Source organism: uncultured Microbacterium sp. (assembly GCF_937927635.1).
Lineage (GTDB): Bacteria > Actinomycetota > Actinomycetes > Actinomycetales > Microbacteriaceae > Microbacterium.
The window spans coordinates 1-25,687 of record NZ_CALBRW010000004.1 but is presented as its reverse complement, the minus strand read 5'-3'; the positions used below and the strand labels follow the sequence as shown (position 1 = coordinate 25,687).

The window sequence follows — 25,687 nt, the reverse complement described above, 5'->3', positions numbered from 1 at the left end:
CCATGGAGATCACTGAACGACTCGACGCGCTCACCAGCTGGCACGCGGACTGGAAGGGCCTGCGCGTCGCCGTGCTGGGTCTGTCCGTGACCGGCTTCTCGACCGCGGACACGCTCACCGAACTGGGCGCCGAAGTGCTCGTGCTCTCCGAGAGCGCGAAGGAGGAGTACGCGCGGCTGATCCCCGTCATCGGCGCGCGCCTCGAGCTGGGCTCGCTGGCGGAGGTGCCCGATGCGCTCCGCGAGTTCGCGCCCGAGGTGGTCATCGCCTCGCCGGGCTTCCCCCCCACGCATCCGCTGATCGAGTGGACGATCCAGCAGGGCATCGCGCTCTGGGGCGATGTGGAGCTGGCCTGGCGCGTGCGAGACAAGGTCGTGCGCGCCGACGGCACGCCCGCCGAATGGGTGCTGATCACCGGCACGAACGGCAAGACCACCACAACCGAGCTGACCGCGTCGTTCCTCACCGCCGGCGGGCTGCGCGCGGCGCCGTGCGGCAACATCGGCATCCCCGTGCTGGACGCCGTCCGCGACCCCGGCGGGTTCGACGTCCTGGTCGTCGAGCTCTCCAGCCACCAGCTCTGGTACCTGGGGCGGTCCGCGCCGGCGGGGCAGCTCGTCCCGCACGCCGCCAGCTGCCTGAACCTCGCCGACGATCACCTGGTCTGGCACGGCAGCGCCGAGGCCTACCGGGCCGCCAAGGCGTTCGTGTACCGCAACACCAGGGTCGCCTGCGTGTACAACAAGTCCGACGAGGCCACGCTGCGCATGGTCGAGGAGGCCGACGTCATCGAGGGCGCGCGCGCCATCGGCTTCGACCTCGGCACGCCAGGACCCAGCGACGTGGGCGTGGTCGACGGCATCCTCGTCGACCGCGCGTTCCACGACGACCGCCGGCACAGCGCGCTGGAGCTGACCACCGTCGCCGAGCTGGCCTCCGTCGGCCTGTCGGCCCCCCACATCGTGCAGAACATCCTGGCGGCCTCCGCGCTGGCACGCTCATTGGGCACCTCACCCGCCGACATCCACGACGCGCTGCAGACCTTCACGATGGACGCGCACCGCATCCAGATCGTGGCGGAGCACCGCGGCATCCGCTGGGTGGACGACTCCAAGGCGACCAACCCGCACGCCGCCGCCTCGTCGCTGCGGGCGTACCCCGGCGCGGTCTGGATCGTCGGCGGCGATCTGAAGGGCGTCGCCCTCGGCGACCTGGTCGAGCACGCCGGCTCCACCGCGAGCGCCGCCGTGGTGATCGGTGCGGATCGCGAGCCGGTGCTCTCGGCATTCCGGCGACACGCGCCGCACGTGCCGGTCGCCGAGGTCGTCCCCGCCGACACTGGAGAGGTCATGGATCGCGTGGTGGAGCTCGCCGCAGGGATGATCGATGGCGAGGGCACGGTTCTGCTGGCCCCCGCCGCGGCATCCTTCGACCAGTTCCGCAGCTACGCGGACCGGGGAGAGCGCTTCGCCGCGGCGGTGCGCGCATGGATCGAACGGGGGAGCGCTGATGACCCAGACGGCTCGCCCGCCACGCACTGACAGCGCCGCCTCGGGCGGCGGACTCGCCGCGCGCGTCTCGTTGGGGCGCCTGTTCACGGTGCCGTCGACCGAGTTCGTGATGATCGCGTCCACGGCGGTTCTGCTGACCATCTTCGGCGTGGTGATGGTGCTCTCCGCGACCAGCGCGAACCCGAAGGGGCCGCTGGATGCGGCACTGCGGCAGGGGACGTTCGCGGTCATCGGCATTCCGCTGATGTACGTGATCAGCAGGCTGCCGGTGCGGTTCTTCCAGAGGATGGCCTGGCCGGTGCTGCTGGGTGCCATCGCGTTCCAGCTGCTGGTGTTCATCCCGGCGCTGAGCGTGTCCTCGTACGGCAACACGAACTGGGTGAGGATCGGCGGCGTGCAGCTGCAGCCCTCCGAGTTCCTCAAGCTCGCCCTGGCGCTGTGGATCGCGTTCGTGCTCATGCGCAAGCAGGCCAAGCTCGGCACCTGGCACCAGGTGTTCATCCCCGTCGTGCCGGTCGCGGGGCTCGCCATCGGCACGGTGATCGCCGGCGACGACCTGGGCACCGTGATGGTGCTGGTGATGGTCGTGATGGGATGCCTGTTCTTCTCGGGCGCCAAGCTGCGGATGTTCATCCTTCCGCTGCTGCTGGGCGTGGTCCTCGTGGCGGGCTTCGCATTCACCAGCAAGAACCGGATGAGCCGCATCCTGTCCGCCTTCAACCCGGCCGCGTGCGACCCGTCCAACGGCTGCTACCAGGCTGTGCACGGCATGTGGGGAATGGCCAACGGCGGGATCTTCGGCGTGGGGCTCGGCAACTCGCAGGAGAAGTACTGGCTCCCCGCCGCCTCCAACGACTTCATCTTCGCCATCATCGGCGAGGAGCTCGGGCTGCTGGGCTGCCTGCTGGTGCTCGTGCTGTTCGCGGTCTTCGCGGTGGGCGTCTTCCACGTGATCCGCAAGACCGACGACCCGTTCATCCGCATCGCCGCCGGCGGCATCGTGGTGTGGATCATCGGGCAGGCGCTGTTCAACATCGGCGTGGTCCTGCGCATCTTCCCGGTGATGGGCGTCCCGCTGCCGTTCATGTCGCAGGGCGGCACCTCGCTGCTGTCGGCGATGATGGCGTGCGGCGTGCTGCTGGCGTTCGCGCGCACGATCCCCGCCACGCGCAAGGGCGTCCCTGCAGCCCGAACGGGTAAGGTCACCAGGTGACCACGTACCTCCTGGCCGGCGGTGGCACCGCCGGCCATGTCAATCCGCTGCTCGCCGTCGCCGATCTGCTGCGCGAGCGCTCAGGCGACTCCGTGCTCGTGCTGGGCACGAAGGAGGGCCTGGAGCACAGGCTCGTGCCCGCCCGAGGCTACGAGCTGCTCATCGTCGACAAGGTGCCCTTCCCACGGCGTCCGAACCGCGCGGCGCTCGCGTTCCCCTGGCGGTTCCGCCGTGCCGTGGCCCAGGTCCGCGAGCACATCCGCCGGCGTCGTGTGGACGTGGTGGTCGGCTTCGGCGGGTACGCGTCGGCACCCGCGTACATCGCCGCGCGCCGCGAGCGCATCCCCTACGTCGTGCACGAGGCCAACGCCAGGCCGGGGCTCGCGAATGTGCTGGGCGCGCGCCGCGCGGCCGCCGTCGGCGTGGCCTTCGACGGCACGCCGTTGCGCCGGGGTGAGACGGTCGGGATGCCGCTGCGCCGCGAGATCGTCGACCTGGACCGCGCGGACCTCCGCGCCGAAGCCGCGGCGGCGTTCGGACTGGACGCCGACCGTCCGGTGCTGCTGGTGTTCGGCGGCTCGCTGGGCGCCGTGCGCCTGAACCGCGCCTTCGCGGACTCCTGGCGGGACGTGCTGGATGCCGGCTGGCAGCTGCTGCACGTCACGGGGGAGCGCAGCGAGCTGGCGGACCCGCAGTCGCCCGGCTACGCGATGCGCCGCTACGTCGACCGGATGGACCTGGCGTTCGCCCTGGCGGACCTGGTCGTGTCGCGCTCCGGCTCCGCCACGGTCAGCGAGATCAGCGCACTGGGGATGCCCGCGCTGTACGTGCCGTACTCCGTCGGCAACGGCGAGCAGCGGCTCAACGCGGCATCCGCCGTCGAGGCGGGCGCCGCCGAGCTGCTGGACGACGAGACGTTCAGCGGTGACGTCGTGCGCGAGCGCGTGATCCCGCTGCTGCACGATCGCGCGCGCATCGCCCGGATGACCGAGGCCGCAGCCCGCGTGGGCACCCGCACGGGCGCCGAGAACGTCGTGGCCCTCATCGATCGTGCGCTGGCGGAAAAGTAGACTGATTCCGACATGATCAGACCCGACCTCACCCTCCCCATCCCCGAGACCATCACCGCGGCGCACTTCATCGGCATCGGCGGCTCCGGGATGAGCGGATTGGCCAGAATGTTCCTGGATGCCGGCATCCGCGTCTCCGGCTCCGACCGGGCTGACAGCGCCAACCTGCGCGCTCTGGCGGCCGCCGGTGCCACCGTGCATGTCGGGCACGACGCCGCCTACCTGGGCGATGCCGACACCGTCGTGCACACCGGTGCGATCTGGCCGGAGAACCCCGAGTTCCTGGCGGCCAAGGAGCGCGGGCTGCATGTGATCCATCGCTCGCAGGCGCTGCACTGGCTGATCGGAGCGCACCGGCTGGTGTCGATCGCCGGCGCTCACGGCAAGACCACCTCCACCGGGATGGTCGTCACCGCGCTGCAGGCGCTGGGCGCGGACCCGAACTTCGTCAACGGCGGCGTCATCGAGCAGCTGGGCGTGTCCAGCTCCTCCGGGGCCGACGAGCTGTTCGTCATCGAGGCCGACGAGTCCGACGGCACGTTCCTGCTGTATCGCACCTCGGTGGCGCTGATCACCAATGTCGACCCCGACCACCTCGACTTCTACGCCGACGAGGACGCGTTCTACGACGCCTTCGTGCGCTTCGGGAACGAGGCCTCCGAGGCCGTCGTCATCTCCAGCGACGACCCGGGCGCGCTGCGCGTGCACGCCGATCTCGCGCACGACACCGTGATCACCTTCGGCCGCGCGGAGGGCTCCGACCTGCGCATCACCGACATCGACACCACCGGGCCGGTCGCCGCGACCCTCACCCGCGACGGCGAGAGCGTGCGGATGCAGCTGGCGGTGCCCGGCGCGCACAACGCGATCAACGCCGCCGGCGCCGTGGCTGTGCTGATGACCCTGGGGTACGGTCTGTCCGAGTCCGTGCAGGCGCTCAGCGGCTTCGCCGGCACCGTGCGCCGCCTCGAACTGCACGGCGAGGCCCGTGGGGTGCAGGTGTACGACGACTACTCGCACCATCCCACCGAGGTGCGCGCGGCGCTGGAGGCCATGCGCGGCATCGCGGGCACGGGACGGGTCATCGCCATCCAGCAGCCGCACACCTACTCCCGCACGCAGCAGATGTACCGCGAGTTCGCCCAGGTGCTCGAGGAGCTGGCCGACCACACGGTCATGCTCGACGTGTACGGCGCCCGCGAGGATCCGGTGCCCGGCGTGACCGGCGAACTGGTCAGCGGCGCCTTCGCCGACGCCTCGCATGTGCACTACGTGCCGGACTGGCAGGAGGCCGCCGACTACACCGCGCAGGTCGCCCGCGACGGCGACGTCGTGGTCACGCTCGGCTGCGGCAACGTCTACCAGATCATCCCGCAGGTGCTGGACTCGCTCCGGAAGACGCCCGAGGTCTGAGGCATGCGTCGTCCGGCTCCGCTCCCGGCTCCTGCGCAGGAACCGGCTGAGGTCGCGCACGCGGCGCGGCCGGGACGGCGTGCCCGGGCGAGCGAGGTGGAGCCGGATGCGAAGACGGACGCAGCCGTGGAGGCCCCATCAGAGGGCGCCCGTTCGACGGATGCCGGCGTCGATTCCCCCGTGCGCAGCAGCGACGTGTGGCGCGCGGCCCGTGCCAGGCGCAGGGCGCTGCGGGCGGAGATCCGGCGATTCACCCAGCGCTCGCGTCGTCGAAGGCTGGTCTGGTGGTGCTCGATCGGCGCCGTCCTCGCACTGATCCTCGGCAGCGTCGTCGCCGCGTACAGCCCGCTGTTCGCGGTGGAGAAGATCACGGTCGCCGGTGCGAGCGGGGTGGACGCCGCCGCGGTGCAGCAGGCACTGCGCGGGCAGATCGGCTCGCCGCTGGCGCTGATCGACGAGAGCGCCGTCAAGTCCGCGCTGACCCAGTTCCCGATCATCGAGTCGTATGCGCTGGAGGCCCGTCCTCCGCATGAGCTGCTGGTGCGCATCGTCGAGCGCACGCCGGTCGGCGTGATCCCCTCGGATGCCGGATACTCGCTCGTCGATGCGGCCGGCGTCGTGCTGGCCACCACCGAGAAGAAGCCCGACGGGCAGCCGGTGCTGAGCATCGACGGCGGCACCGACGGCGCGGCGTTCCGCAGCGCGGGCCTCGTGGTCCGCTCGCTGCCCGCCGATCTGCGCGGCGAGCTGAAGCAGGTCGGCGCGACGTCGGGCGACGACGTCACGCTCACCCTCCAGGACGGCCGGACCATCGTCTGGGGGAGCGCCGACGAGTCGGCGCAGAAGGCGGTCGTGCTGGTCGCACTCATGAAGGGCGCACCCGGCGGGCGCACCTACGACGTGTCCGCGCCGACCGTCCCGGTCGTGCGCTGACCGCGCGCGACACCAGATAGCGACGACACGCCGTGTCGGTGCGGGCACGCGCGCGGCTTGCGCTTACCGTCGATGACGAGAACGCAATACCGGGAAACAGTTTAACCCTCTTGTTGAGGTTTAAGGTTTCTCCCTCGTCAGGCTCGAATAACGGAGGCCGGCCATGAGCCAGAACCAGAACTACCTCGCCGTGATCAAGGTCGTCGGCGTCGGCGGTGGCGGCGTCAACGCCGTCAACCGCATGATCGAACTCGGGCTCCGCGGGGTCGAGTTCATCGCCGTGAACACCGACGCGCAGGCGCTGCTCATGAGCGACGCCGACGTCAAGCTCGACGTGGGCCGTGAGCTCACCCGGGGCCTCGGTGCGGGTGCGGACCCCGAGGTCGGCCGTCGCGCCGCCGAGGACCACCTCGAGGAGATCGAGCAGGCGCTGACGGGCGCCGACATGGTCTTCGTCACCGCCGGTGAGGGCGGTGGCACCGGCACCGGCGGCGCTCCGGTCGTGGCGCGCATCGCCAAGTCGATCGGCGCCCTGACCATCGGCGTCGTGACCAAGCCGTTCTCGTTCGAGGGTCGTCGTCGCCAGAGCCAGGCGGAGGCAGGGGTCGCCAAGCTGAAGGAGGAGGTGGACACCCTCATCGTGGTGCCCAACGACCGTCTCCTCGAGATCAGCGACCGCGGCATCTCGATGATCGAGGCGTTCGCCACGGCCGACCAGGTGCTCCTCGCCGGTGTGCAGGGCATCACCGACCTCATCACCACCCCTGGTCTCATCAACCTCGACTTCGCCGACGTCAAGTCGGTCATGCAGGGTGCGGGCTCCGCGCTGATGGGCATCGGCTCGGCGCGCGGCGCCGACCGCGCCATCAAGGCCGCCGAGCTGGCCGTCGAGTCCCCGCTGCTGGAGGCGTCCATCGAGGGCGCGCACGGCGTGCTGCTGTCGATCCAGGGCGGATCGAACCTGGGCATCTTCGAGATCCACGACGCGGCGGAGCTCGTCAAGGAGGCCGCGCACCCCGAGGCCAACATCATCTTCGGCACGGTCATCGACGACACGCTCGGCGACGAGGTGCGCGTGACCGTGATCGCGGCCGGGTTCGACGGCGGCGAGCCGCTGCCGAAGCTCGAGCCGCTGGAGGTCAAGCGCCCCGTGTCGCAGACGCTGCCCGAGGTCGAGCTGCCTGCCGCGGTCGAGGAGACGGGCATCGATGCCCCGCGCGCCGTCTCGCCGAAGCCGGCGCCGGTGGCATCCGGCTTCGATTCCGGGTTCGGGAGCGACGACGACCTCGACGTGCCCGAGTTCCTGAAGTGACTCTCGCCGCGCGGCTCTCGGCGATCGACGAGCGCATCGCCGAGGCCGCGCGGCGGTTCGGCCGCGACCCGGGGGAGATCACCCGGATCGTGGTCACCAAGTTCCACCCCGCCCAGCTCGTGCGCGACCTGCACGCCCTCGGCGTGCGCGAGGTGGGTGAGAACCGCCAGCAGGAGCTGACGGCGAAGCGCGCAGCCCTCGGCGATGTCCAGGACATGCGCTGGCACTTCATCGGGCAGGCGCAGACCAACAAGGCGGCCGCGATCCGCCGGGCATCCGACGTGGTGCACTCGGTCGATCGGGTGCGGCTGGCGGATGCCCTGCATCGCGCCGCGGACGATGATCGCGTGCTGGACGTTCTGGTGCAGGTCAACCTCACCGACGACGCCGATCGAGGCGGCAGCACGACCGCGGATGCCGAGACCCTGGCCGAGCACGTGCTGAGCCTGGACACGCTGCGCCTGCGCGGCGTGATGGCCGTCGCCCCGCTCGATGAGGATCCCTCCTCGGCCTTCGCGCGGCTGCGCGCGGTCGCGGACCGCATCCGCCTCCTCGCCCCGGAGGCGACGTGGATCTCGGCAGGGATGACCAACGACTTCGTGCAGGCCGTCGAGGCCGGCGCGACACACCTGCGGATCGGTTCCGCAATCACCGGACCGCGCCCCGACCGGGGTTAATCTGAATGCCAGACCAGCCCGAACCGTTCGAACCGGAGGACACGATGGGTAACCCGCTGAAGAAGACCATGGTGTATCTCGGCCTCGCCGACGAGGAAGAGGGATACGAGGACGAGGCTGTGCAGGCACCCGTCCGCGCACCACGCGAGCACGAGCGCGAGCGCGAGGAGCAGGCCCCCGCGCCCGTCACCCCGCTGCGTCGCCCGACCGCCGTGCGTCAGCCCGCCGCGGGCGCGGTCAACGAGATCCTCACCGTGCACCCCAAGCAGTATCGTGACGCGCAGGTCATCGCCGAGAACTTCCGTGACGGCATCCCGGTGATCATCAACCTGTCGCAGATGAGCGATGCCGAGGCACGGCGACTGATCGACTTCGCCAGCGGACTCTCGCTCGGGCTGTACGGGCGCATCGAGCGGGTCACCAGCAAGGTGTTCCTGCTCTCGCCGGAGAACATCGCGGTGTCGGGTCAGGGCGGCATCGCCCAGGCGAGCTCCGCCTCGTTCGACTCCTGACCTTGTCGACCGTCCTCGGCATCATCGGCGGCATCGCCGAGCTGGTGCTGACGCTGTACCTGCTCGTCCTCATCGTGCGGCTGGTGCTGGAGTACATCCCGCTGTTCGTGCGCGGATGGCGTCCGAAGGGCGCGGGTCTGATCGCGGCGGAGGTCATCTTCACGATCACCGACCCGCCGATCCGGTTCTTCCGGCGGCTGGTCCCGCCCATGCGGATGGGCACGATCTCGCTGGACTTCGGCTTCGCGCTGACGATGATCGTCGTGCTGATCCTGATGACGGTCGCCGGCGCCCTGTGACACCTCGAAGCTGACTCCGGGGCATCGCGCCGCACAGACTGGGGGGCTATGCTTGGCTCCCAGACGCGCGCCGCGGGTACGCGTCGGCAGAAACACCACGCCATCTTCAACGACTGGCGAGAAGAACTCATCGAAAGAGGAGCCACCCATGGCACTTACCCCGGATGACGTCGTCCACAAGGAGTTCCAGCACGTCCGATTCAAGGACGGCTTCGACCCCGAAGAGGTCGATGACTACCTCGACGAGATCGTCGTTGAATGGCGCAAGACCATCGAGGAGAACAACGACCTGAAGTCGAAGCTCGCCGCCCTCGAGGCGGGCCAGAGCTCGCAGCCGGTCGCCGAGACTCCTGCCTTCTCCGCCCCCGCCGAGCCTGCCGCTCCCACTCCTGCGCCCGTCAGCGGTGCATCGGCCACCGGCACGTCCGCGGGCATCATCGAGCTGGCCCAGCGCCTGCATGACGAGCACGTCGCCGAGGGCGAGGCCAAGCGCAAGCAGCTCATCGCCGACGCGGAGGCCGAGGTCTCCCGCATCCGCACTCAGGCCGAGGCCAAGCAGCGCGAGGAGTCCGCACGACTCGAGCGCGAGCGCAACACGCTCGAGAGCCGCATCACCGAGCTGCGCGAGTTCGAGCGCGACTACCGCAGCAAGCTCCGCGCCATGATCGAGGGTCAGCTGCGCGACCTGGACCAGAAGTCGGGTTCCGACTCGACTCCGGTCTCGGCCATCGGCCTGTAGGTCACTCTTGGCAGGACGTCGTCCCCTTCGACGGTCGGCGGCCGGAGCGATCGTCGCGATTCTCGCGATGGTCGTCCTGGCCGCCGATCAGTTCGTGAAGTACCTCACCATCGAGCACCTCCCCTCTGAGAAGGCCGTCCCGGTGCTGGGGGAGTTCCTCCAGCTGTTCTACATCCGCAACTCCGGCGCCGCGTTCTCCATCGGCGCCGGCATGACCTGGATCTTCACGATCGCCCTCGCGGTGGTGGCCGTCGTCATCATCTGGAAGACGGTGGCCGTGCGCTCCCGGCTGTGGGCCGTGGTGCTGGGCTGCCTGCTGGGCGGCGTGCTGGGAAACCTGACCGATCGACTTCTCCGCGAGCCCGGCTTCGCCGTGGGGCACGTCGTGGACATGATCTCGATGCCGTGGATGATCCCCGCGATCTTCAACGTGGCCGACATCTTCATCGTCACCGGCATGATCTCCGTGGCGCTGCTGGTGGTCATCGGTCTGCGCCTGGACGGCACGCGCGAGCGCGATCATGCGGATGCTGCGGATGCCGCGAGCCAGGATGCGGCCTCGGCCGCGACCGAGAGCTGAGCGTGGCCTCCTCGCGCAGCCTGCCCGTGCCGGACGGGCTGGAAGGCTCCCGCGTCGACGCCGCCTTGGCGAAGATGCTGGGCTTCTCCCGCACCTTCGCCGCCGAGGTGGCGGAGGCGGGCGGCGTCGTGCTGGACGGCGCGGTGCTCGGCAAGTCCGATCGGCTGCGCGCCGGCGGCTGGCTCGAGGTCACCTGGACGCCGAAGCAGGAGCCGCGGGTCGTGCCCATCGCCGTCCCGGAACTGGGGATCGTCTACGACGACGACGACATCGTGGTGGTGGACAAGCCCACCGGCGTCGCCGCGCATCCGTCGGTCGGCTGGGAGGGTCCCACGGTGGTCGGGGCCCTGGCCGCGGCCGGGTTCCGCATCGCCACCAGCGGCGCCGCCGAACGGCAGGGCGTGGTGCACCGGCTGGATGTCGGCACCAGCGGTCTGATGGTGGTCGCCAAGACCGAGCAGGCGTACACCGTGCTCAAGCGCGCCTTCAAGGAGCGCACGGTGCAGAAGATCTACCACGCGGTCGTGCAGGGGCATCCCGATCCGCTCGCCGGCACGATCGACGCGCCGATCGGGCGGCATCCGCACCATCATTGGAAGTTCGCGGTCGTCGCCGACGGCAAGCCCTCGGTGACCCACTACGAGACGCTCGAGGCGTTCCCGCGCGCGTCGCTGCTCGAGATCCACCTCGAGACCGGGCGCACGCACCAGATCCGCGTGCACATGGCGGCCCACCGGCATCCGTGCGTCGGCGACCCGCTGTACGGCGCGGACCCCACGCTCTCAGAACGGCTGGGGCTCACCAGGCAGTGGCTGCACGCCCACCGGCTGGCGTTCACACACCCGACGACGGGGGAGTGGGTGAGCTTCGAATCGCCGTATCCCGCGGACTTCGTGCACGCCCTCGACGTGCTCGATCCCGGGCGCTCCTCGGCGGACTGAGCCCTCAGAGATCGAGCTCTCCGGCCGAGGCGACCACGCCGTCGAGCGTGCCCACCAGGAAGCGCACGACGTCAGCAGGCGGCGTGTCGCGCTCGACGAGCAGGCTGATCAGCGTCTCCTCGGTGAACGCCACCCAGGCGCGCAGCGCCATGCGCAGCGCGGGGGAGTCGGGGGTGCCGAGCTCCGTGAACGCCTCCACGAGACGCTCGGCGTTGCGCACGCGCGATTCGTCCACCACGGCTCGCACGGCGGAGTCCCCGCTGGCGATGCCCCGCACCAGCGAGTGGAACGTGCCCTGGTGCTGCTGCACGAAGTCGGCGATGCGCATCAGCGTGTCGCGGAGCCGCTCGTGCGGCGGGAGGTCCGGACGGGGCTCGGTGGCCTGCAGAAGGCTGTCCCTGGCGGTGGCGATCACCGCGAGGTGCATGCCCTGACGCGTGTCGAAGTAGTGGAACACGAGCGGACGCGACACACCGGCCTGCTGCGCCAGCGCCTCCATCGTCAGCTCGTCGAGGGTGTGATCGGCGAGGAAGTTCACGCCCACGGCGATGAGCTGGGCTCGGCGCTGGTCCGGGGTGAGTCGGGCGCGGCGCTCTGCAGGCATGAGGCGATCTTATCGGCGAGTGGTATTGACTAGTAGTCAATGAGCGGTATTCTGGCAGGAGCGCCGATGTCGACGCGACCGACCAGGAGGATCGATGAAGTTCCGCAGCCCGAAGAAACTGATCACGAAGGCCACCGGCACGCACGCAGGCCGCATCACGCTCGCCGCCGTCCCCGTCGGGATCGTCGCGGCCGTGCTGATGGGCGGTGTCGCGCAGGGGCAGGTGCCCGTGTCGTTCGCCGTGTCGGGCAGCCAGTTCCAGATCAGCGCCAGCCAGCTGGAGGGCACCGGATTCTCGCAGTACGCCGGCGTCACGAAGGATACCGAGGGCGGCGAGCACTCCGTGGCCATCGCCAACATCAAGAGCGCGACGCTCGCGGACCTGTGCCAGTCGGTCGTCTCCGACACACCGCTCGGCAAGGTCGGCGTGCTGATCAAGGCCGGTGGAGGCGGGAACCCCGCCAGCGCCTCCGACCTGCAGATCGGCATGACGGGCCTGAAGGGCGACGCGTCGTTCGGGGCGATCCGCATCGGCGTGGACGCGTCGACCGTCAACACCAGTGCCAAGGGCTCGGCCGGTGACTTCGCCCAGGATGCCGACACCGTCAGCATCAAGAACCTGCAGCAGACCGCGTGGAGCACCCAGGCATCCGTCTTCACCCTCACCGGGATGACGCTGGAGCTCACGGACGGATCGCAGGGATGCTTCTGAGCGACGAGATCGAGCAGGCCCCGGAGACGGCGATGACGGATGCCGGCCAGAGCGGCACGTCGGGCTTCCGCGCCTGGAGCCGACGGCGGCCGCTGATCGGCGGTGTGCTGCTGGCGATCAGCGGCATCGAGATGTTCTTCTCGGGGCAGCTGGACTTCGGTGAACTGCACATCCAGCTCGGCATCGAGGGGCTGCAGGCCACGATCATCCCCCTCCTGCTCGTGCTGCTGGGCGTGCTGGCGGTGCTGATGCCCGCGCATCACGTCTTCTACGGCGTGATCGCCCTGGCCGTCGCGCTGTACTCCCTCGTGGGCGTCAACCTCGGCGGATTCATCATCGGGATGCTGCTGGGCTGCATCGGCGGGATCATCGTCGTCGCCTGGATGCCCGGACGCGTCACCCGTCGTGATCGACGGTGTGCGGAGCGGGCATCGTGAAGAGGTCGTCGCGCTGGAGCGCGGTCGCCGCGGCGGCCGTGTGCGTGCTGTGCACACCGCTGATGGTGGGGGCCGCGTCGGCTGCACCGGCATCGGTCCGCCCCGCACTGTGCATCCCGCTCATCTGGTGCCCGACGCCGAGCCCGAGCCCGACTCCGACGCCGAGTCCGACGCCGACGCCCTCCGCTCCGGCATCCGGGAGCCCGATCCCGGGCATCCCGCTTCCCGGCGCGACCACGCCTCCGGTGGAATCTCCCGATGGCGCGCTGCCGGGCACGCAGACTCCGGGTGAGGCGACGCCGACTCCGACGCCGACTCCGACTCCGGCCGTGCCAGACGACGGCGCACCGGTGTTCACGAAGACGCCCGCGCAGATGTCGTCCAAGGGGCTGTCGTTCACCGGCCTGAAGTCCATCGCGCTGGTCACCGTCCCCACGATCGACGGCAGCCGCATCACGGTGCTGAAGATCAGCGCCGACACGATCACGATCACCGGCTTCTCGCTGTCCGTGCGCCCGCCGGAGAAGGACGGCCTCGTCACCGACGCCGACACGATGTCGCTCAAGGGACACGTCTCGGTCTACCTCGGTTCGCTCACGGCCACGGGGCAGGACGGGAAGACACTCGTGCAGCTCGGTGCCGACACTCCGCCGTCGCTGGACGATGTGGAGCCCGGGCTGCTGCACGTGAACATGGGGCTCGTGGGCACCATCGCCGATTCGATCAGCTACACCAACACCGACCAGCGGATGGTCGCGTCGAAGTGACCCTCCGGGCATCCGGCTCCCTCGTCGGATGCCCCGGGTAGGCTCGTCCCATGGCCTCCGACTCCTTCGTGCACCTGCATGTCCACAGCGAGTACTCCATGCTGGACGGCGCCGCGAAGATCGGGGCGATGACTCAGGCCGCCGCGGAGTACGGGATGCCGGCCATCGCCGTCACCGACCATGGCAACACGTTCGCGGCCTTCGAGTTCTACAAGGCGGCCAACGCCGCCGGCGTCAAGCCCATCATCGGGCTGGAGGCGTACGTCACACCCGGTACCCACCGCAGCGACAAGTCCCGCGTGGCCTGGGGATCGCCCGACCAGAAGAGCGACGACGTCTCGGGCTCGGGCGCGTACACGCACATGACCCTGTGGAGCGAGAACACGCAGGGCATGCACAACCTGTTCCGGCTCAGCTCGCTCTCCAGCATCGAGGGCTACTACTTCAAGCCGCGCATGGACCGCGAGCTGCTGCAGACCTATCACAAGGGCCTGATCGCCACGACGGGCTGCCCGTCGGGCGAGATCCAGACCCGGCTGCGACTGGGACAGTACGATGCCGCCCGCGCGGCGGCAGCGGAGTTCCAGGACATCTTCGGCAAGGAGAACTACTTCTGCGAGATCATGGACCACGGCCTCGCCATCGAGCGGCGCGTGACCGGCGATCTGCTGAAGCTGTCGAAGGATCTCGGCATCCCCCTGGTGGCCACCAACGACTCGCACTACACGCACCAGCACGAGGCCGACGCGCATGAGGCTCTGCTGTGCGTGCAGTCCGGCTCCACCATGGACGACCCGAACCGCTTCAAGTTCGACGGCGACGGGTACTACATCAAGACCGCGCAGGAGATGCGCCAGCTGTTCCGCGACCACCCCGAAGCGTGCGACAACACGCTGCTGATCGCCGAGCGCTGCGAGGTGGAGTTCGACACCGAGGCCAACTACATGCCGGACTACCCGGTGCCCGAGGGGGAGACCGAGGAGACCTGGCTGGTCAAGGAGGTCGCTCGCGGCCTGGATTACCGCTACCCGGATGGTGTCCCGCGCGAGGTGCGCGAGCGAGCCGACTACGAGCTGGGCATCATCCTGCAGATGAAGTTCCCCGGCTACTTCCTCGTGGTCGCAGACTTCATCAACTGGGCCAAGGACCACGGCGTGCGCGTGGGACCCGGCCGTGGGTCCGGTGCAGGGTCGATGGTGGCGTACGCCATGAAGATCACCGACCTCGACCCCCTCAAGCACGGCCTCATCTTCGAGCGCTTCCTGAACCCGGATCGTGTCTCGATGCCGGACTTCGACGTCGACTTCGACGACCGTCGCCGCACCGAGGTGATCGACTACGTCACCGAGAAGTACGGCGCCGACCGCGTGTCGCAGATCGTCACCTACGGCACCATCAAGTCCAAGCAGGCGCTGAAGGATGCCGGGCGCGTGCTGGGCTTCCCGTTCAGCATGGGCGACCGGCTCACCAAGGCCATGCCCCCCGCCGTGATGGGCAAGGACATGCCTCTGAGCGGCATGTTCGATCCCGAGCATCCGCGCTACAAGGAGGCCAGCGAGTTCCGCGCGCTGATCGACACCGACCCGGAGGCCAAGACGGTCTTCGATCGGGCGCTGGGACTGGAGGGCCTGAAGCGGCAATGGGGAGTGCACGCCGCCGGCGTGATCATGTCCTCGCACACGCTGCTGGACATCGTGCCGATCATGAAGCGCGAGCAGGACGGCCAGATCGTCACGCAGTTCGACTACCCGTCCTGCGAGACGCTCGGCCTGATCAAGATGGACTTCCTGGGGCTGCGCAACCTCACGATCATCTCCGACGCGCTGGACAACATCCGCACCAACCGCGGCGAGGAGCTCGACCTCGAGCACCTCACCATCGAGGACCACGCCGCCTACGACCTGCTGACGCGCGGCGACACACTGGGCGTGTTCCAGCTCGACGGCGGCGCCATGCGCGCCCTGCTGCGCCTGATGAAGCCGGACAACTTCGAGGACATCTCGGCCGTCATCGCGCTGTACCGCCCGGGCCCGATGGGTGCCAACTCGCACACCAATTACGCACTGCGCAAGAACGGCCTGCAGGAGATCACCCCGATCCACCCTGAGCTCGAGGAGCCGCTGCGCGAGATCCTGGAGGGCACCTACGGCCTGATCATCTACCAGGAGCAGGTGATGGCCATCGCGCAGAAGGTGGCCGGGTTCAGCCTCGGCCAGGCAGACATCCTGCGCCGCGCGATGGGCAAGAAGAAGAAGTCCGAGCTGGACAAGCAGTACGCAGGCTTCCACCAGGGCATGATCGACCGCGGGTTCAGCGAGGCCGCCATCAAGGCGCTCTGGGACATCCTGCTGCCGTTCTCGGACTACGCCTTCAACAAGGCGCACTCCGCCGCCTACGGACTGGTCTCGTACTGGACCGCGTACCTCAAGGAGCACTACCCGGCCGAGTACATGGCGGCGCTGCTGACCAGCGTCGGCGACTCCAAGGACAAGATGGCGCTGTACCTGAACGAGTGCCGCCGCATGGGCATCCGGGTGCTGCCGCCGGACGTGTCCGAGTCGATCAACTTCTTCGCCGCCGTGGGGGAGGACATCCGCTTCGGCCTGGGCGCGGTGCGCAACGTCGGCAGCAACGTCGTCGACGGCATCGTGCAGGCGCGCAAGGACGGCCCCTACACGTCCTTCCACGACTTCCTGCACCGTGTGCCCCTGCACGTCTCGAACAAGCGCACCGTGGAGTCGCTGATCAAGGCCGGTGCCTTCGACTCGATGGGCGACACGCGCCGTGCGCTGCTGGAGATCCACGAGGATGCGGTCGAGGCGGCCGTCGACCGCAAGCGCAACGAGGCTCAGGGTGCCATCGGGTTCGACTTCGACAGCCTCTACGACGACATGGAGGAGGCGGCCCCCGCGAAGGTGCCCGAGCGGCCCGAGTGGATCAAGAAGGACAAGCTGGCCTTCGAGCGCGAGATGCTCGGCCTGTACGTCTCCGACCACCCGCTGGCGGGTCTGGAGGTGCCGCTGGCCAAGCACGCCTCGATCTCCATCCATGACCTGCTCACCTCCGAGGACCTGCAGGACGGCGACCAGGTGACGGTCGCGGGGCTGGTCACCAGCGTGCAGCACCGCATCGCCAAGTCCAGCGGCAACCCGTACGGCATGATCACCGTCGAGGACTTCAACGGCGAGGTGACGGTCATGTTCATGGGCAAGACCTACACCGAGTACCAGCACCTGCTGCAGCAGGACTCGATCCTCGCCGTGCGCGGACGCATCTCGCGCCGCGACGACGGCCTCAATCTGCACGGCCAGTCGGCGTTCGCGCCCGACATCGGCTCGTTCGACGCGGCGGGGCCGCTCGCGCTGCAGGTGGCGGAGCAGCGCGCCACCGAGCGCACCATGACGGATCTGGCGGAGATCCTCCGTCGTCACAACGGAGACACCGAGGTGCTGCTGCGCCTGCACCGCGGCGGGTCCGCGAAGGTGTTCGAGGTGCCGATGCCGGTGAAGGTCTCCGCCGACCTGTTCGGCGACCTGAAGTCGCTGCTCGGGCCCACCTGCCTCGGCTGACCGGTGCTGCGGACTGAAACCTCTCCCAGGTTGCCCAAGCCCTGCTGAGTAGGATCGGGACGCGCGGGAACCCGTGACCGCGACGAAAGGAAAGCATTCGATGAGCCTCGAGCACGCCGATGACGCCCCAGAGGTCGACGCCGACCTCCTGACGGCCGACGACGTGAATGCTGCCGACGACGTGGATGCTGCCGACGATGACGCGGTGTACTACGAGGAGCAGGTGGAGCCCGAGTACGGCATCCTCGGCTTCACGCTGCGCGAGCTGATCATCGTGGGCGCATGGCTGGTGGCCTTCGCGGTGTCGTTCTTCCCCGTCACCTCGGGCGGTGGATCCATCTGGACGCGCGGAATCGACTGGGTGCTGGCCATCGGCGTGCCTACGGTCGCCGTGTTCCTGATCGTGCTCCGCCGGTTCTCCCCGCAGGGGATCCGCCGGGTCGGATCGCTGGGCATCGACCAGTTCGCCTCGGTCGCGGCCTCGGTCGCGACCGTGGTCTGGGCCGGCCTGGTATGGAACCAGGTCGCCGCCACCATCGAGGTCGGCGCGTTCCTGGTCAGCTGGGTGCCCATCGTCGCCGCGATCGCCGCGCTGGCACTTGTCGCCGCGACCGTCGCGGCTCCGCTGATCCCGCGGCTGCGGGACGACTTCGAGGGACGGATGGAGACCCTCGCGCACCGCAGCGCCAACCCCATCCGGCCGGTCATCTCCCGCCCGCGTCCCGAGCCGACGGCGGTGCCGGATGCCGATCAGCCGGACGCTGAAGAAGCCGAACATGCGGATGCCGAGGACGGGACCGCTGCCGCAGCCGATCTCGAGGACGCATCCGCTGTCGAGGACGCATCCGCTGTTGCCGAGGCATCCGGTGTCGCGACTGAGCAGGAAGACGCGCTGACCGTGGTCCTGTCAGACGTCGTGCCCAGGTCGGATGCGTCGCCCTGGGCGCCGCCGACCGAACCCGCCGTCGCCGAGGAGGCCGCTGCCGTGGCCGTCGAGGACGATTCGACCCGTGTCCTGGACCTGCCCGTGCTGGACAGCACTCCGTTCGGCGGTGCTCCTGTCGACGGCGCTCCGGTCGATAGTGCTCCGGTTGACAGTGCTCCGGTTGACAGTGCTCCGTTCGGCGGCGCTCCTGTCGACGGCACTCCGGTCGGCGGCGGTGCAGACGTCGGCGGTATCGAGCCGAGCGGGCGCGCTGACAGCCCGGCCCCTTCATGGAGCGCTCCGGAGGAGAGCACGCCCGGGCCAGGCGCTCCGTTCGCCGTCGAGCCCCCGGCAGCGCCTCAGCCGGCGACCGAGGACCGGGATCCCGGCATCGCCGACGCCGACCGCGATCCCGGCGTCGCCTACACCGACCCGATCGGCGCGCTGAACGACATCTTCGACGCAGCTGAGCACGAGGGCGCTGAGCACGAGAGCGTCGACCACACACTCGGCCGGTCCGCCGATGAGCTGCCGTTGCGCCGCACGCGCAACGAGCACGCGCGCGCCGCGCAGGCGGACGGCGCGGGGAGCGCGACGCAGACCGCCGGCGCCCCGTTCTGGGCACTCGCAGCCACCGAGCGCGACGTGCTCGACGAGCAGGGGCATCCGCTGTTCCGGATCGGCCCCGACGCCTGGATCCTCGTGGTCGAGGACCGCGGCGGCGCGTTCGTGGTCCGACATGACGATGGCCGGATCGGCTATCTCCACGACCTCACCGACATCACGAAGGGCTGATACGTTGCGCACCATCGATCTCCGCGGCAGGACACTCGATCCCGCGGAAATGCTCGCTGCTGTCCCGCGCGCCGCCAAGGCGCGCGCGGCGGCTCTCGCCGCCGCCACGCAGATCGTCGAGGAAGTGCGCACGCATGGCGAGGCCGCGTTGCGGGATCAGGCCAATCGATTCGACCATGTGACGGGACACGCGCTCCGTGTGCCCGCCGAGCACCTCTCCGAGGCGCTCGCGAGCGTGGACCCCGAGGTCCGGACCGCGCTGGAGACCGCCATCGCACGGGTCCGTCGCGGCTCCGCCGCGCAGGTGCCCGCATCGCAGACCACCGAGATCGGCCCCGGTGCTCGCATCGTGCAGCGCTGGCAGCCCGTGCACCGTGCGGGCGTGTACATCCCCGGCGGCAAGGCGCCGCTGGCATCCAGCGTCGTGATGAACGTCGTACCCGCGCAGGTCGCAGGCGTCACCAGCATCGCCCTCGCCTCGCCGCCGCAGGCCGCCTTCGACGGTCGGGTGCACCCGACGGTCCTCGCAGCTGCGGCGCTGCTGGGCGTCGAGGAGGTCTACGCCATCGGCGGCGCCGGAGCCATCGGCGCGCTGGCCTACGGCGTTCCCGAACTCGGGCTGGATCCGGTGGACGTGGTCTCCGGACCCGGCAACAACTACGTGGCCTCCGCCAAGCGCGCCGTCGCCGGGGTGGTCGGCACCGACTCCGAGGCCGGTGCCACGGAGATCCTCGTGGTGGCCGACGAGCACGCCGACCCCGATCTCGTCGCCGCCGACCTGGTCAGCCAGGCCGAGCACGACGAGCAGGCCTCCGCCGTGCTGGTGACGGACTCCGCAGGACTCGCGGAGCGCGTCGCAGAGCGCGTCGCCGCACGTGCGGGGAGCACCCGTCATGCCGAGCGCGTGGCGGCGGCACTCGCCGGTCCGCAGTCGGCGATCGTGCTCGTCGACGACCCGGAGCAGGCCTGCGCCTTCAGCAACGCCTACGCGCCCGAGCACCTCGAGCTGCACCTGGTCGACGCCGAGCGCGCCGCTGAGCGATTCACCAGCGCCGGCGCCGTGTTCGTGGGAGACCAGACCCCGGTGAGCCTCGGAGACTACATGGCCGGCAGCAACCACGTGCTCCCCACCGGGGGACAGGCGAGATACGCGTCGGGCCTGGGCGCCTACACCTTCCTGCGTCCGCAGCAGGTGATCCAGTACGACCGCGCCGCGCTCGCCCAGGTGCGGGCGGGGGTCGTCGCGCTGTCCGGCGCGGAGTTCCTGCCTGCGCACGGTGAGGCCGTCGAGGCGCGGTTCGCCGCGCACTCAGAGGGCGCACAGGCCGCCGAGTAGGCTGAGGGATCATGCACTGCCCGTTCTGCAGACATCCGGACTCCCGCGTCATCGACTCCCGCACCAGCGACGACGGCCTGTCGATCCGCCGCAGGCGGCAGTGCCCCGAATGCGGCGGACGCTTCTCCACGACCGAGACGGCCAGCCTCATGGTCATCAAGCGCTCCGGTGTGCTGGAGTCGTTCAGCCGCGACAAGGTGATCTCGGGCGTCCGCAAGGCCTGCCAGGGCCGGCCGGTCACCGAGGCGGACCTGGCGGTCCTCGCCCAGAAGGTCGAGGAGGCCGTACGGCAGACCGGGGTCTCGCAGCTGGACACCAACGAGATCGGCCTGGCCATCCTCGGCCCGCTGCGCGAGCTCGACGAGGTGGCCTACCTGCGCTTCGCCAGCGTGTACCAGGAGTTCGACTCGCTGGAGGACTTCGAGCGCTCGATCAGCGAGCTGCGCGCGGATCACATCGCGTCGAAGGCCGAGTGATCCGACCGGTACTGTGGCAGTGATGTATCCGCTGCTCTTCCGCCACGTCCTCTCGCGCTTCGACCCCGAATTCGCGCACCATGCCGCCATGACGGTGATCCGCGTGCTCGGCGCGCGTCCGTTCTCCTGGGCCGCTCGCGCACTGACCGCGCCGTCGCCGGAGCTGCAGGTGCACGCGCTCGGCCTGACGTTCCCGTCGCCGTTCGGCGTGGCCGCGGGCTTCGACAAGAACGCCGTCGGCGTGCGCGGCCTGGATGCTCTGGGTTTCGGGCATGTCGAGGTGGGCACAGTGACCGCCATCCCGCAGGACGGCAATCCCAAGCCGCGGCTGTTCCGCCTGGTCCCCGACCGCGCGGTCATCAACCGGATGGGCTTCAACAACGACGGTGCGGGGGCTGCGGCGCGCAAGCTGGCCGGGCTGCGCCGTCGTGCGCCGCGAGCGGTGATCGGCGCCAACATCGGCAAGAGCCGCGTGGTGGCTGTGGACGACGCCATCGGCGACTACGTGGCCTCCGCCACGATCATCGCCCCGTTGGCTGACTACCTGGCCGTCAATGTGTCGTCTCCGAACACACCGGGCCTGCGCGGCCTGCAGGCCGTGGAGACTCTCGCACCGCTGCTGCGGGCCGTGAAGGTCGCGGCCGGAGACACGCCGCTGCTGGTGAAGATCGCCCCCGACCTGTCCGACGAGGAGATCACCGGGATCGCGCGACTGGCCGCCGCTGAGGGACTGGCCGGCATCATCACCCACAACACGACCGTCGGACGCGAGGGTCTGAAGACCGATCCGGCTGTCGTCGAGGCCGCCGGCGCGGGAGGCCTCTCCGGGGCTCCGCTGAAGGAGCGCTCACTCGAGGTGCTGACCCTGGTGCGCTCGGTCGTCCCTGCGGACTTCTGCGTGATCGCGGTCGGCGGTGTCGAGACCGCGGAGGATGTGCAGAAGAGACTGGATGCCGGTGCCACTCTCGTGCAGGGCTACACGGCCTTCCTGTACCGCGGGCCGCTCTGGGCGCGTCAGATCAACCGCGGACTGCGCGCCCGCTGAGCGCGGTTCAGTCCGGGTACTGGCCGCGCTTGGCCTGCGGCTTCGGCAGGCGCATGAATCGCATCTGCATCGAGCGCATCGCGGCGTACCAGCCCAGGCCCTTCTCGCGGCGCGCTGCGCCGAACTTGTCGGATGCCTTGCGCTTGACGCGCATGCTCAGCAGCACCATGTCCATCACGGCCAGCAGCACGTACACCCACAGCCCGATCATGGCCCAGATCTGCACGCTGGGGATCGGCGTGAGGTTCAGCAGGATGACCGCCAGCATGGCGGCCATCAGCCACTCCGAGATGTGCCAGCCGGCATCCACGTAGTCGCGCACCCAGCGGCGCTGCGGCCCCTTGTCGCGCGCGGGCAGGAACTTGTCCTCGCCGCGCTCCATGCCGATCCGCGCACGCTCGCGGCGCGCCTGCAGATCGGCCTTGGCGGCGGCGCGGGCCTCCTTGGTGTTGGCGACCAGCGGCCGTCGGTTCGCGGCCTCGCGCTCGGCGCGCGTCGGCGTCGCGTGTCCCTTCCCCACGGTGGGCGTCTCGGGGGCGTCGTCGTTGGCGGAGGGGGTGGGCTTGGGCACGTTCGACCTCAGTTCGGAATCGGGTTCGCCCTTAAGATTACTCGCATGACCTCGTCCTCATCGTCGGCTTCGCCGGCATCCGAATCCGCCGTCCTCGAGGCGGTCGCGCTGGGCATCCCGGCCGCACTGTCCGATCTCGGCTCGCTGGTGCGGATCCCGGGCATCGCCTGGCCCGCATTCGATCAGACCCAGTTGGAGCGCAGCGCCGCCGCGGTCGCCGAACTCGCGCGCGGCACCGGCGTCTTCGACGAGGTGCGGGTCCTGCGCGCGCACGTCGACGACACCGAGGAGCTCGGGCAGCCGGCGGTCCTCGCCACCCGCGCCGCGCGAGGCGGCAGGCCGACCATCCTGCTGTACGCGCACCACGACGTGCAGCCCCAGGGTGCCGACGAGCTGTGGGAGACCCCGCCGTTCGAGCCCACCGTGCGCGACGGCCGGCTGTACGGACGCGGCGCGGCCGACGACAAAGCCGGCATCATGGCGCACATCGCCTCGCTGCGCGCCGTCGCCGAGGTGCTCGGCGACGACCTCGACCTGGGCGTCGCGCTGTACATCGAGGGGGAGGAGGAGTACGGCTCTCGCTCGTTCGCCCGATTCCTGCGCGACAACACCGACGCGCTGCGCGCGGACGCCATCGTGGTGGCCGACTCCGGCAACCTCGACTCGCACACGCCTGGCCTGACGGTCTCGCTGCGGGGCAACGCGCGCTTCACGCTGCGCATCCGCACCCTGGACCACGCCTCGCACTCCGGCATGTTCGGGGGAGCGGTGCCGGATGCCATGATGGCCGCGACCAGGCTGCTCTCGACCCTGTGGGATGCCGACGGCGCCGTCGCCGTGGAGGGCATGACAGCTCGCGGCGGGCAGACGCCCGCGTACACGGAGGACACGCTGCGCGAGGAGACCGGGCTGCTCCCGGGTGTCTCGCCGGTAGGCCGGGACGACATCCTCGGCCGCATCTGGAACAAGCCCTCGATCACCATCACGGGGATCGACGCCACCAGCGTCGCGCAGGCATCCAACACGCTGCTTCCCGAGGTCACCGTCGTCATCAGCGCGCGCGTCGCGCCGGGCCAGGACGCCAAGGACGCCTACGCGGCCGTGCACGACCACCTCGTGGCGAACGCGCCGTTCGGCGCCGAGCTGACGTTCTCCGACGTGGATCTCGGAGACGGCTTCCTGGTGGACACCAGCGGCTGGGCGGTCGAGCTCACCAGGGGCGCCATGGCCGACGGCTACGGCGTACCGCCCGCGGATCTCGGCGTGGGGGGATCCATCCCGTTCATCGCCGATCTCGTGCGCACCTTCCCCGGCGCGCAGATCCTGGTGACCGGCGTGGAGGACCCGCATTCCCGTGCGCACAGTCCCAACGAGTCGCTGCATCTGGAGACCTTCGGCAACGCCGTGCGCGCCGAGGCGCTGCTGCTGACGCGCATGAACGCCCGCACCGCGGCATCCTGAACCTCGCGACGCGCAAGGAACCGCCCGGGATCCACGGCCTCCGTGCGCGTCCCGGCGGTAGGATCTAGTAGGCGCAGCGACACCGTGCTGCACGTCTGCAAGGAGTGACATGAGCGACATCGCACTGACCGAAGAGACCACGGCCGCCCACAGCATCTCGCTGACGGACGCGGCAGCGCTGAAGGTGAAGAGCCTGCTCGAGCAGGAGGGCCGTGACGACCTGCGTCTGCGCGTCGCCGTCCAGCCGGGCGGATGCTCCGGCCTGATCTACCAGCTCTACTTCGACGAGCGCTTCCTGGAGGGCGACGAGACCGTCGACTTCAACGGCGTCGAGGTCATCGTCGACAACATGAGCGTCCCGTACCTCGAAGGCGCCTCGATCGACTTCAAGGACACCATCTCCGAACAGGGCTTCACGATCGACAACCCCAACGCCGCCGGCAGCTGCGCCTGCGGCGACAGCTTCCACTGACCTCCCGCCAACCTGCGTGGTTGGCATGAATCGGGTGAGAGGTTGCCCTAGACTTAGGGGTGCCCTTGTCCGAGATCTGAAAGGTGCACCGTGCCCTCGAAACGCCGCCTTCGTTGGGCCGCTCTCCCCCTGGGAGTAGTGGCAGCCGTGGTTCTGGCAGGCTGTTCTGCCAATGAACTCCACGGGTTCCTCCCCGGCTTCGTGGAAGGCGCACCCGACGCGACCAACCAGACCGGCCGAGTCGCCGGCCTGTGGGTCACCTCCTGGGTGATCCTGCTGATCGTCGGCGTCATCACCTGGGGCCTGATGGGCTGGGCGGTCGTCATGTACCGTCGTCGCGCCGGTCAGACCGGCCTGCCGGTGCAGCTGCGCTACAACATGCCGATCGAGATCCTCTACACGGTCGTGCCGCTGATCATGATCATGGGAATGTTCTTCTTCTCGGCTCGCGACCAGGCGTCGATCGAGACGCAGTGGAAGAACCCCGATGTGGAGATCACCGCGATCGCCAAGCAGTGGTCGTGGGACTTCCAGTACGACGGCAAGGAAGCGGACAACTCCGACGCCGTGTGGAGCATGGGCGTGCAGGCCGACCCCGACGCCAACGGCAACATCGACCGCAGCAAGCTGCCGACGCTGTGGCTGCCGGTCGACAAGAAGGTCAAGATCGACCTCACGTCGCGTGACGTGGTGCACTCCTTCTGGATCATCGACTTCCTGTACAAGAAGGACATGTACATCGGCAAGGACAACAGCTGGTCCTTCATCCCGACCCGCATCGGCGAGTACGACGGAAAGTGCGCAGAGCTCTGCGGCGAGTACCACTCGATGATGCTCTTCAACGTCAAGGTCGTCTCGCAGGCCGACTACGACGCTCACCTCCAGGCCCTCCAGGCCGAGGGCAACACGGGCGACATCGTCGATGCCTACGCCCGACTCAGCAATCTTCCGGGCACCGGCGCGAGCACGGGCGAAGAGGAAGGGAAGTAGGTCATGACAACCACAGCTGATCCCAACATGCCGCAGGGCGTTCGCCCGACCACGATCCCGCCGCGGCAGGCATCGCTGCTCACCGCGACGCGCGTGGAGCAGAAGGGCAACATCGTCGTCAAGTGGATCACCTCCACCGACCACAAGACCATCGGGTACATGTACCTGATCACCTCGGTGCTGTTCTTCCTCCTCGGCGGCGTGATGGCGCTGATCATCCGCGCCGAGCTGTTCGCCCCCGGCATGCAGATCGTGCCGACGAAGGAGCAGTACAACCAGCTGTTCACGATGCACGGCACGATCATGCTGCTGATGTTCGCGACGCCG

General features: G+C 69.4%; 27 protein-coding genes. 24 read left to right on the top strand and 3 right to left on the bottom strand.

All coding sequences use genetic code 11. The annotated features are described in order from the left end of the window. Positions 1 to 2 precede the first annotated feature (2 nt). From murD to Q0568_RS01230, 12 genes are all read left to right on the top strand, one after another. A complete protein-coding gene (murD, locus tag Q0568_RS01285; protein ID WP_298860967.1) occupies positions 3 to 1,541 on the top strand; it encodes a UDP-N-acetylmuramoyl-L-alanine--D-glutamate ligase in 1,539 nt (512 codons plus the stop codon). Continuing rightward, positions 1,510 to 2,724 (top strand): putative peptidoglycan glycosyltransferase FtsW, encoded by a 1,215-nt coding sequence (locus Q0568_RS01280; protein WP_298860964.1) that lies wholly within the window; start codon positions 1,510 to 1,512, stop codon positions 2,722 to 2,724. The genes murD and Q0568_RS01280 overlap by 32 nt, the downstream gene beginning before the upstream one ends. After that, positions 2,721 to 3,794, top strand: a complete 1,074-nt coding sequence (locus Q0568_RS01275; RefSeq protein ID WP_298860962.1) for a UDP-N-acetylglucosamine--N-acetylmuramyl-(pentapeptide) pyrophosphoryl-undecaprenol N-acetylglucosamine transferase — start codon at positions 2,721 to 2,723, stop codon at positions 3,792 to 3,794. The genes Q0568_RS01280 and Q0568_RS01275 overlap by 4 nt, the downstream gene beginning before the upstream one ends. 12 nt (positions 3,795 to 3,806) lie before the next feature. Then, entirely contained in the window at positions 3,807 to 5,207 is a 1,401-nt protein-coding gene (murC, locus tag Q0568_RS01270; protein WP_298860959.1) for a UDP-N-acetylmuramate--L-alanine ligase, read from the top strand. 126 nt (positions 5,208 to 5,333) lie between these two features. Then, positions 5,334 to 6,140 (top strand): FtsQ-type POTRA domain-containing protein, encoded by an 807-nt coding sequence (locus tag Q0568_RS01265; protein ID WP_298860956.1) that lies wholly within the window; start codon positions 5,334 to 5,336, stop codon positions 6,138 to 6,140. Positions 6,141 to 6,303: 163 nt separating this feature from the next. Next, a complete protein-coding gene (gene ftsZ / locus Q0568_RS01260; protein WP_298860953.1) occupies positions 6,304 to 7,452 on the top strand; it encodes a cell division protein FtsZ in 1,149 nt (382 codons plus the stop codon). Continuing rightward, a complete protein-coding gene (locus tag Q0568_RS01255; RefSeq protein ID WP_298860950.1) occupies positions 7,449 to 8,129 on the top strand; it encodes a YggS family pyridoxal phosphate-dependent enzyme in 681 nt (226 codons plus the stop codon). The genes ftsZ and Q0568_RS01255 overlap by 4 nt, the downstream gene beginning before the upstream one ends. A 44-nt stretch (positions 8,130 to 8,173) precedes the next feature. Next, entirely contained in the window at positions 8,174 to 8,641 is a 468-nt protein-coding gene (gene sepF, locus Q0568_RS01250; RefSeq protein WP_298861120.1) for a cell division protein SepF, read from the top strand. 2 nt (positions 8,642 to 8,643) lie between these two features. Continuing rightward, a complete protein-coding gene (locus tag Q0568_RS01245; RefSeq protein ID WP_298860947.1) occupies positions 8,644 to 8,940 on the top strand; it encodes a YggT family protein in 297 nt (98 codons plus the stop codon). A 148-nt stretch (positions 8,941 to 9,088) separates the two neighbouring features. Further along, positions 9,089 to 9,679, top strand: a complete 591-nt coding sequence (locus Q0568_RS01240) for a DivIVA domain-containing protein (protein ID WP_298860944.1) — start codon at positions 9,089 to 9,091, stop codon at positions 9,677 to 9,679. 67 nt (positions 9,680 to 9,746) lie between these two features. After that, complete coding sequence (lspA, locus tag Q0568_RS01235) at positions 9,747 to 10,259, top strand: signal peptidase II (RefSeq protein WP_298860942.1); 513 nt, start codon at positions 9,747 to 9,749, stop codon at positions 10,257 to 10,259. Positions 10,260 to 10,261: 2 nt separating this feature from the next. Further along, positions 10,262 to 11,200, top strand: coding sequence for an RluA family pseudouridine synthase (locus tag Q0568_RS01230; RefSeq protein ID WP_298860939.1), 939 nt, complete (start codon positions 10,262 to 10,264; stop codon positions 11,198 to 11,200). 4 nt (positions 11,201 to 11,204) lie between these two features. On the opposite strand, the gene Q0568_RS01225 is transcribed toward Q0568_RS01230, so the two are convergent. After that, on the bottom strand, positions 11,205 to 11,804 hold the full coding sequence (locus Q0568_RS01225; protein ID WP_298860937.1) for a TetR/AcrR family transcriptional regulator: 600 nt from the start codon (positions 11,802 to 11,804) through the stop codon (positions 11,205 to 11,207). A 94-nt stretch (positions 11,805 to 11,898) separates the two neighbouring features. Between Q0568_RS01225 and Q0568_RS01220 the strand changes: the two genes are divergently transcribed. Further along, positions 11,899 to 12,516, top strand: a complete 618-nt coding sequence (locus Q0568_RS01220) for a DUF6230 family protein (protein ID WP_298860934.1) — start codon at positions 11,899 to 11,901, stop codon at positions 12,514 to 12,516. After that, complete coding sequence (locus tag Q0568_RS01215; protein WP_298860930.1) at positions 12,507 to 12,953, top strand: DUF6114 domain-containing protein; 447 nt, start codon at positions 12,507 to 12,509, stop codon at positions 12,951 to 12,953. The genes Q0568_RS01220 and Q0568_RS01215 overlap by 10 nt, the downstream gene beginning before the upstream one ends. On the opposite strand, the gene Q0568_RS01210 is transcribed toward Q0568_RS01215, so the two are convergent. Beyond that, entirely contained in the window at positions 12,913 to 13,170 is a 258-nt protein-coding gene (locus Q0568_RS01210; protein WP_298860927.1) for a hypothetical protein, read from the bottom strand. The two genes, Q0568_RS01215 and Q0568_RS01210, sit on opposite strands and share 41 nt — an antisense overlap. 28 nt (positions 13,171 to 13,198) lie before the next feature. Between Q0568_RS01210 and Q0568_RS01205 the strand changes: the two genes are divergently transcribed. The 6 genes from Q0568_RS01205 to Q0568_RS01180 all read left to right on the top strand — a co-directional run bounded on the left by Q0568_RS01205 (position 13,199) and on the right by Q0568_RS01180 (position 21,866). Continuing rightward, complete coding sequence (locus Q0568_RS01205; protein ID WP_298860925.1) at positions 13,199 to 13,720, top strand: hypothetical protein; 522 nt, start codon at positions 13,199 to 13,201, stop codon at positions 13,718 to 13,720. A gap of 50 nt (positions 13,721 to 13,770) precedes the next feature. Then, positions 13,771 to 17,289, top strand: a complete 3,519-nt coding sequence (dnaE, locus tag Q0568_RS01200) for a DNA polymerase III subunit alpha (protein ID WP_298860923.1) — start codon at positions 13,771 to 13,773, stop codon at positions 17,287 to 17,289. 100 nt (positions 17,290 to 17,389) lie between these two features. Continuing rightward, the gene (locus Q0568_RS01195; RefSeq protein ID WP_298860918.1) at positions 17,390 to 19,009 is read left to right on the top strand and encodes a hypothetical protein; all 1,620 of its coding nucleotides are present in this window, start codon (positions 17,390 to 17,392) and stop codon (positions 19,007 to 19,009) included. A gap of 49 nt (positions 19,010 to 19,058) precedes the next feature. Beyond that, a complete protein-coding gene (gene hisD / locus Q0568_RS01190) occupies positions 19,059 to 20,345 on the top strand; it encodes a histidinol dehydrogenase (protein ID WP_298860915.1) in 1,287 nt (428 codons plus the stop codon). A gap of 11 nt (positions 20,346 to 20,356) precedes the next feature. Then, complete coding sequence (gene nrdR, locus Q0568_RS01185; protein WP_298860913.1) at positions 20,357 to 20,821, top strand: transcriptional regulator NrdR; 465 nt, start codon at positions 20,357 to 20,359, stop codon at positions 20,819 to 20,821. A gap of 22 nt (positions 20,822 to 20,843) precedes the next feature. Then, positions 20,844 to 21,866 carry a quinone-dependent dihydroorotate dehydrogenase gene (locus Q0568_RS01180; RefSeq protein WP_298860910.1) on the top strand — a complete coding sequence of 341 codons (1,023 nt, stop codon included), beginning with the start codon at positions 20,844 to 20,846 and terminating at the stop codon, positions 21,864 to 21,866. A gap of 7 nt (positions 21,867 to 21,873) precedes the next feature. On the opposite strand, the gene Q0568_RS01175 is transcribed toward Q0568_RS01180, so the two are convergent. Beyond that, the gene (locus Q0568_RS01175; RefSeq protein ID WP_298860907.1) at positions 21,874 to 22,437 is read right to left on the bottom strand and encodes a DUF3043 domain-containing protein; all 564 of its coding nucleotides are present in this window, start codon (positions 22,435 to 22,437) and stop codon (positions 21,874 to 21,876) included. 45 nt (positions 22,438 to 22,482) lie between these two features. Between Q0568_RS01175 and Q0568_RS01170 the strand changes: the two genes are divergently transcribed. From Q0568_RS01170 to Q0568_RS01155, 4 genes are all read left to right on the top strand, one after another. Next, positions 22,483 to 23,898: a dipeptidase gene (locus tag Q0568_RS01170; RefSeq protein ID WP_298860904.1), complete on the top strand. Its 1,416-nt coding sequence runs from the start codon at positions 22,483 to 22,485 to the stop codon at positions 23,896 to 23,898. Positions 23,899 to 24,007: 109 nt separating this feature from the next. Beyond that, positions 24,008 to 24,370, top strand: coding sequence for an iron-sulfur cluster insertion protein ErpA (gene erpA / locus Q0568_RS01165; RefSeq protein ID WP_298860901.1), 363 nt, complete (start codon positions 24,008 to 24,010; stop codon positions 24,368 to 24,370). 90 nt (positions 24,371 to 24,460) lie between these two features. Further along, positions 24,461 to 25,360 carry a cytochrome c oxidase subunit II gene (locus Q0568_RS01160; protein ID WP_298860898.1) on the top strand — a complete coding sequence of 300 codons (900 nt, stop codon included), beginning with the start codon at positions 24,461 to 24,463 and terminating at the stop codon, positions 25,358 to 25,360. Between the two features lie 3 nt (positions 25,361 to 25,363). Beyond that, the coding region (locus Q0568_RS01155; RefSeq protein WP_298860895.1) for a cbb3-type cytochrome c oxidase subunit I at positions 25,364 to 25,687 on the top strand (324 nt) is incomplete at its 3' end.

Bases quoted from the DNA above. Each gene is read 5' to 3' on its own strand.
- Q0568_RS01180 (WP_298860910.1), top strand. From the start codon at position 20,844: ATGTATCCGCTGCTCTTCCGCCACGTCCTCTCGCGCTTCGACCCCGAA.
- Q0568_RS01240 (WP_298860944.1), top strand. From the start codon at position 9,089: ATGGCACTTACCCCGGATGACGTCGTCCACAAGGAGTTCCAGCACGTC.
- Q0568_RS01225 (WP_298860937.1), bottom strand. From the start codon at position 11,804: ATGCCTGCAGAGCGCCGCGCCCGACTCACCCCGGACCAGCGCCGAGCC.
- Q0568_RS01210 (WP_298860927.1), bottom strand. From the start codon at position 13,170: ATGCCCGGGATCGGGCTCCCGGATGCCGGAGCGGAGGGCGTCGGCGTC.
- sepF (WP_298861120.1), top strand. From the start codon at position 8,174: ATGGGTAACCCGCTGAAGAAGACCATGGTGTATCTCGGCCTCGCCGAC.
- Q0568_RS01220 (WP_298860934.1), top strand. From the start codon at position 11,899: ATGAAGTTCCGCAGCCCGAAGAAACTGATCACGAAGGCCACCGGCACG.
- Q0568_RS01280 (WP_298860964.1), top strand. From the start codon at position 1,510: ATGACCCAGACGGCTCGCCCGCCACGCACTGACAGCGCCGCCTCGGGC.
- murC (WP_298860959.1), top strand. From the start codon at position 3,807: ATGATCAGACCCGACCTCACCCTCCCCATCCCCGAGACCATCACCGCG.
- erpA (WP_298860901.1), top strand. From the start codon at position 24,008: ATGAGCGACATCGCACTGACCGAAGAGACCACGGCCGCCCACAGCATC.
- ftsZ (WP_298860953.1), top strand. From the start codon at position 6,304: ATGAGCCAGAACCAGAACTACCTCGCCGTGATCAAGGTCGTCGGCGTC.
- nrdR (WP_298860913.1), top strand. From the start codon at position 20,357: ATGCACTGCCCGTTCTGCAGACATCCGGACTCCCGCGTCATCGACTCC.
- Q0568_RS01195 (WP_298860918.1), top strand. From the start codon at position 17,390: ATGAGCCTCGAGCACGCCGATGACGCCCCAGAGGTCGACGCCGACCTC.
- dnaE (WP_298860923.1), top strand. From the start codon at position 13,771: ATGGCCTCCGACTCCTTCGTGCACCTGCATGTCCACAGCGAGTACTCC.
- lspA (WP_298860942.1), top strand. From the start codon at position 9,747: ATGGTCGTCCTGGCCGCCGATCAGTTCGTGAAGTACCTCACCATCGAG.
- Q0568_RS01170 (WP_298860904.1), top strand. From the start codon at position 22,483: ATGACCTCGTCCTCATCGTCGGCTTCGCCGGCATCCGAATCCGCCGTC.
- murD (WP_298860967.1), top strand. From the start codon at position 3: ATGGAGATCACTGAACGACTCGACGCGCTCACCAGCTGGCACGCGGAC.
- Q0568_RS01215 (WP_298860930.1), top strand. From the start codon at position 12,507: ATGCTTCTGAGCGACGAGATCGAGCAGGCCCCGGAGACGGCGATGACG.
- hisD (WP_298860915.1), top strand. From the start codon at position 19,059: ATGCTCGCTGCTGTCCCGCGCGCCGCCAAGGCGCGCGCGGCGGCTCTC.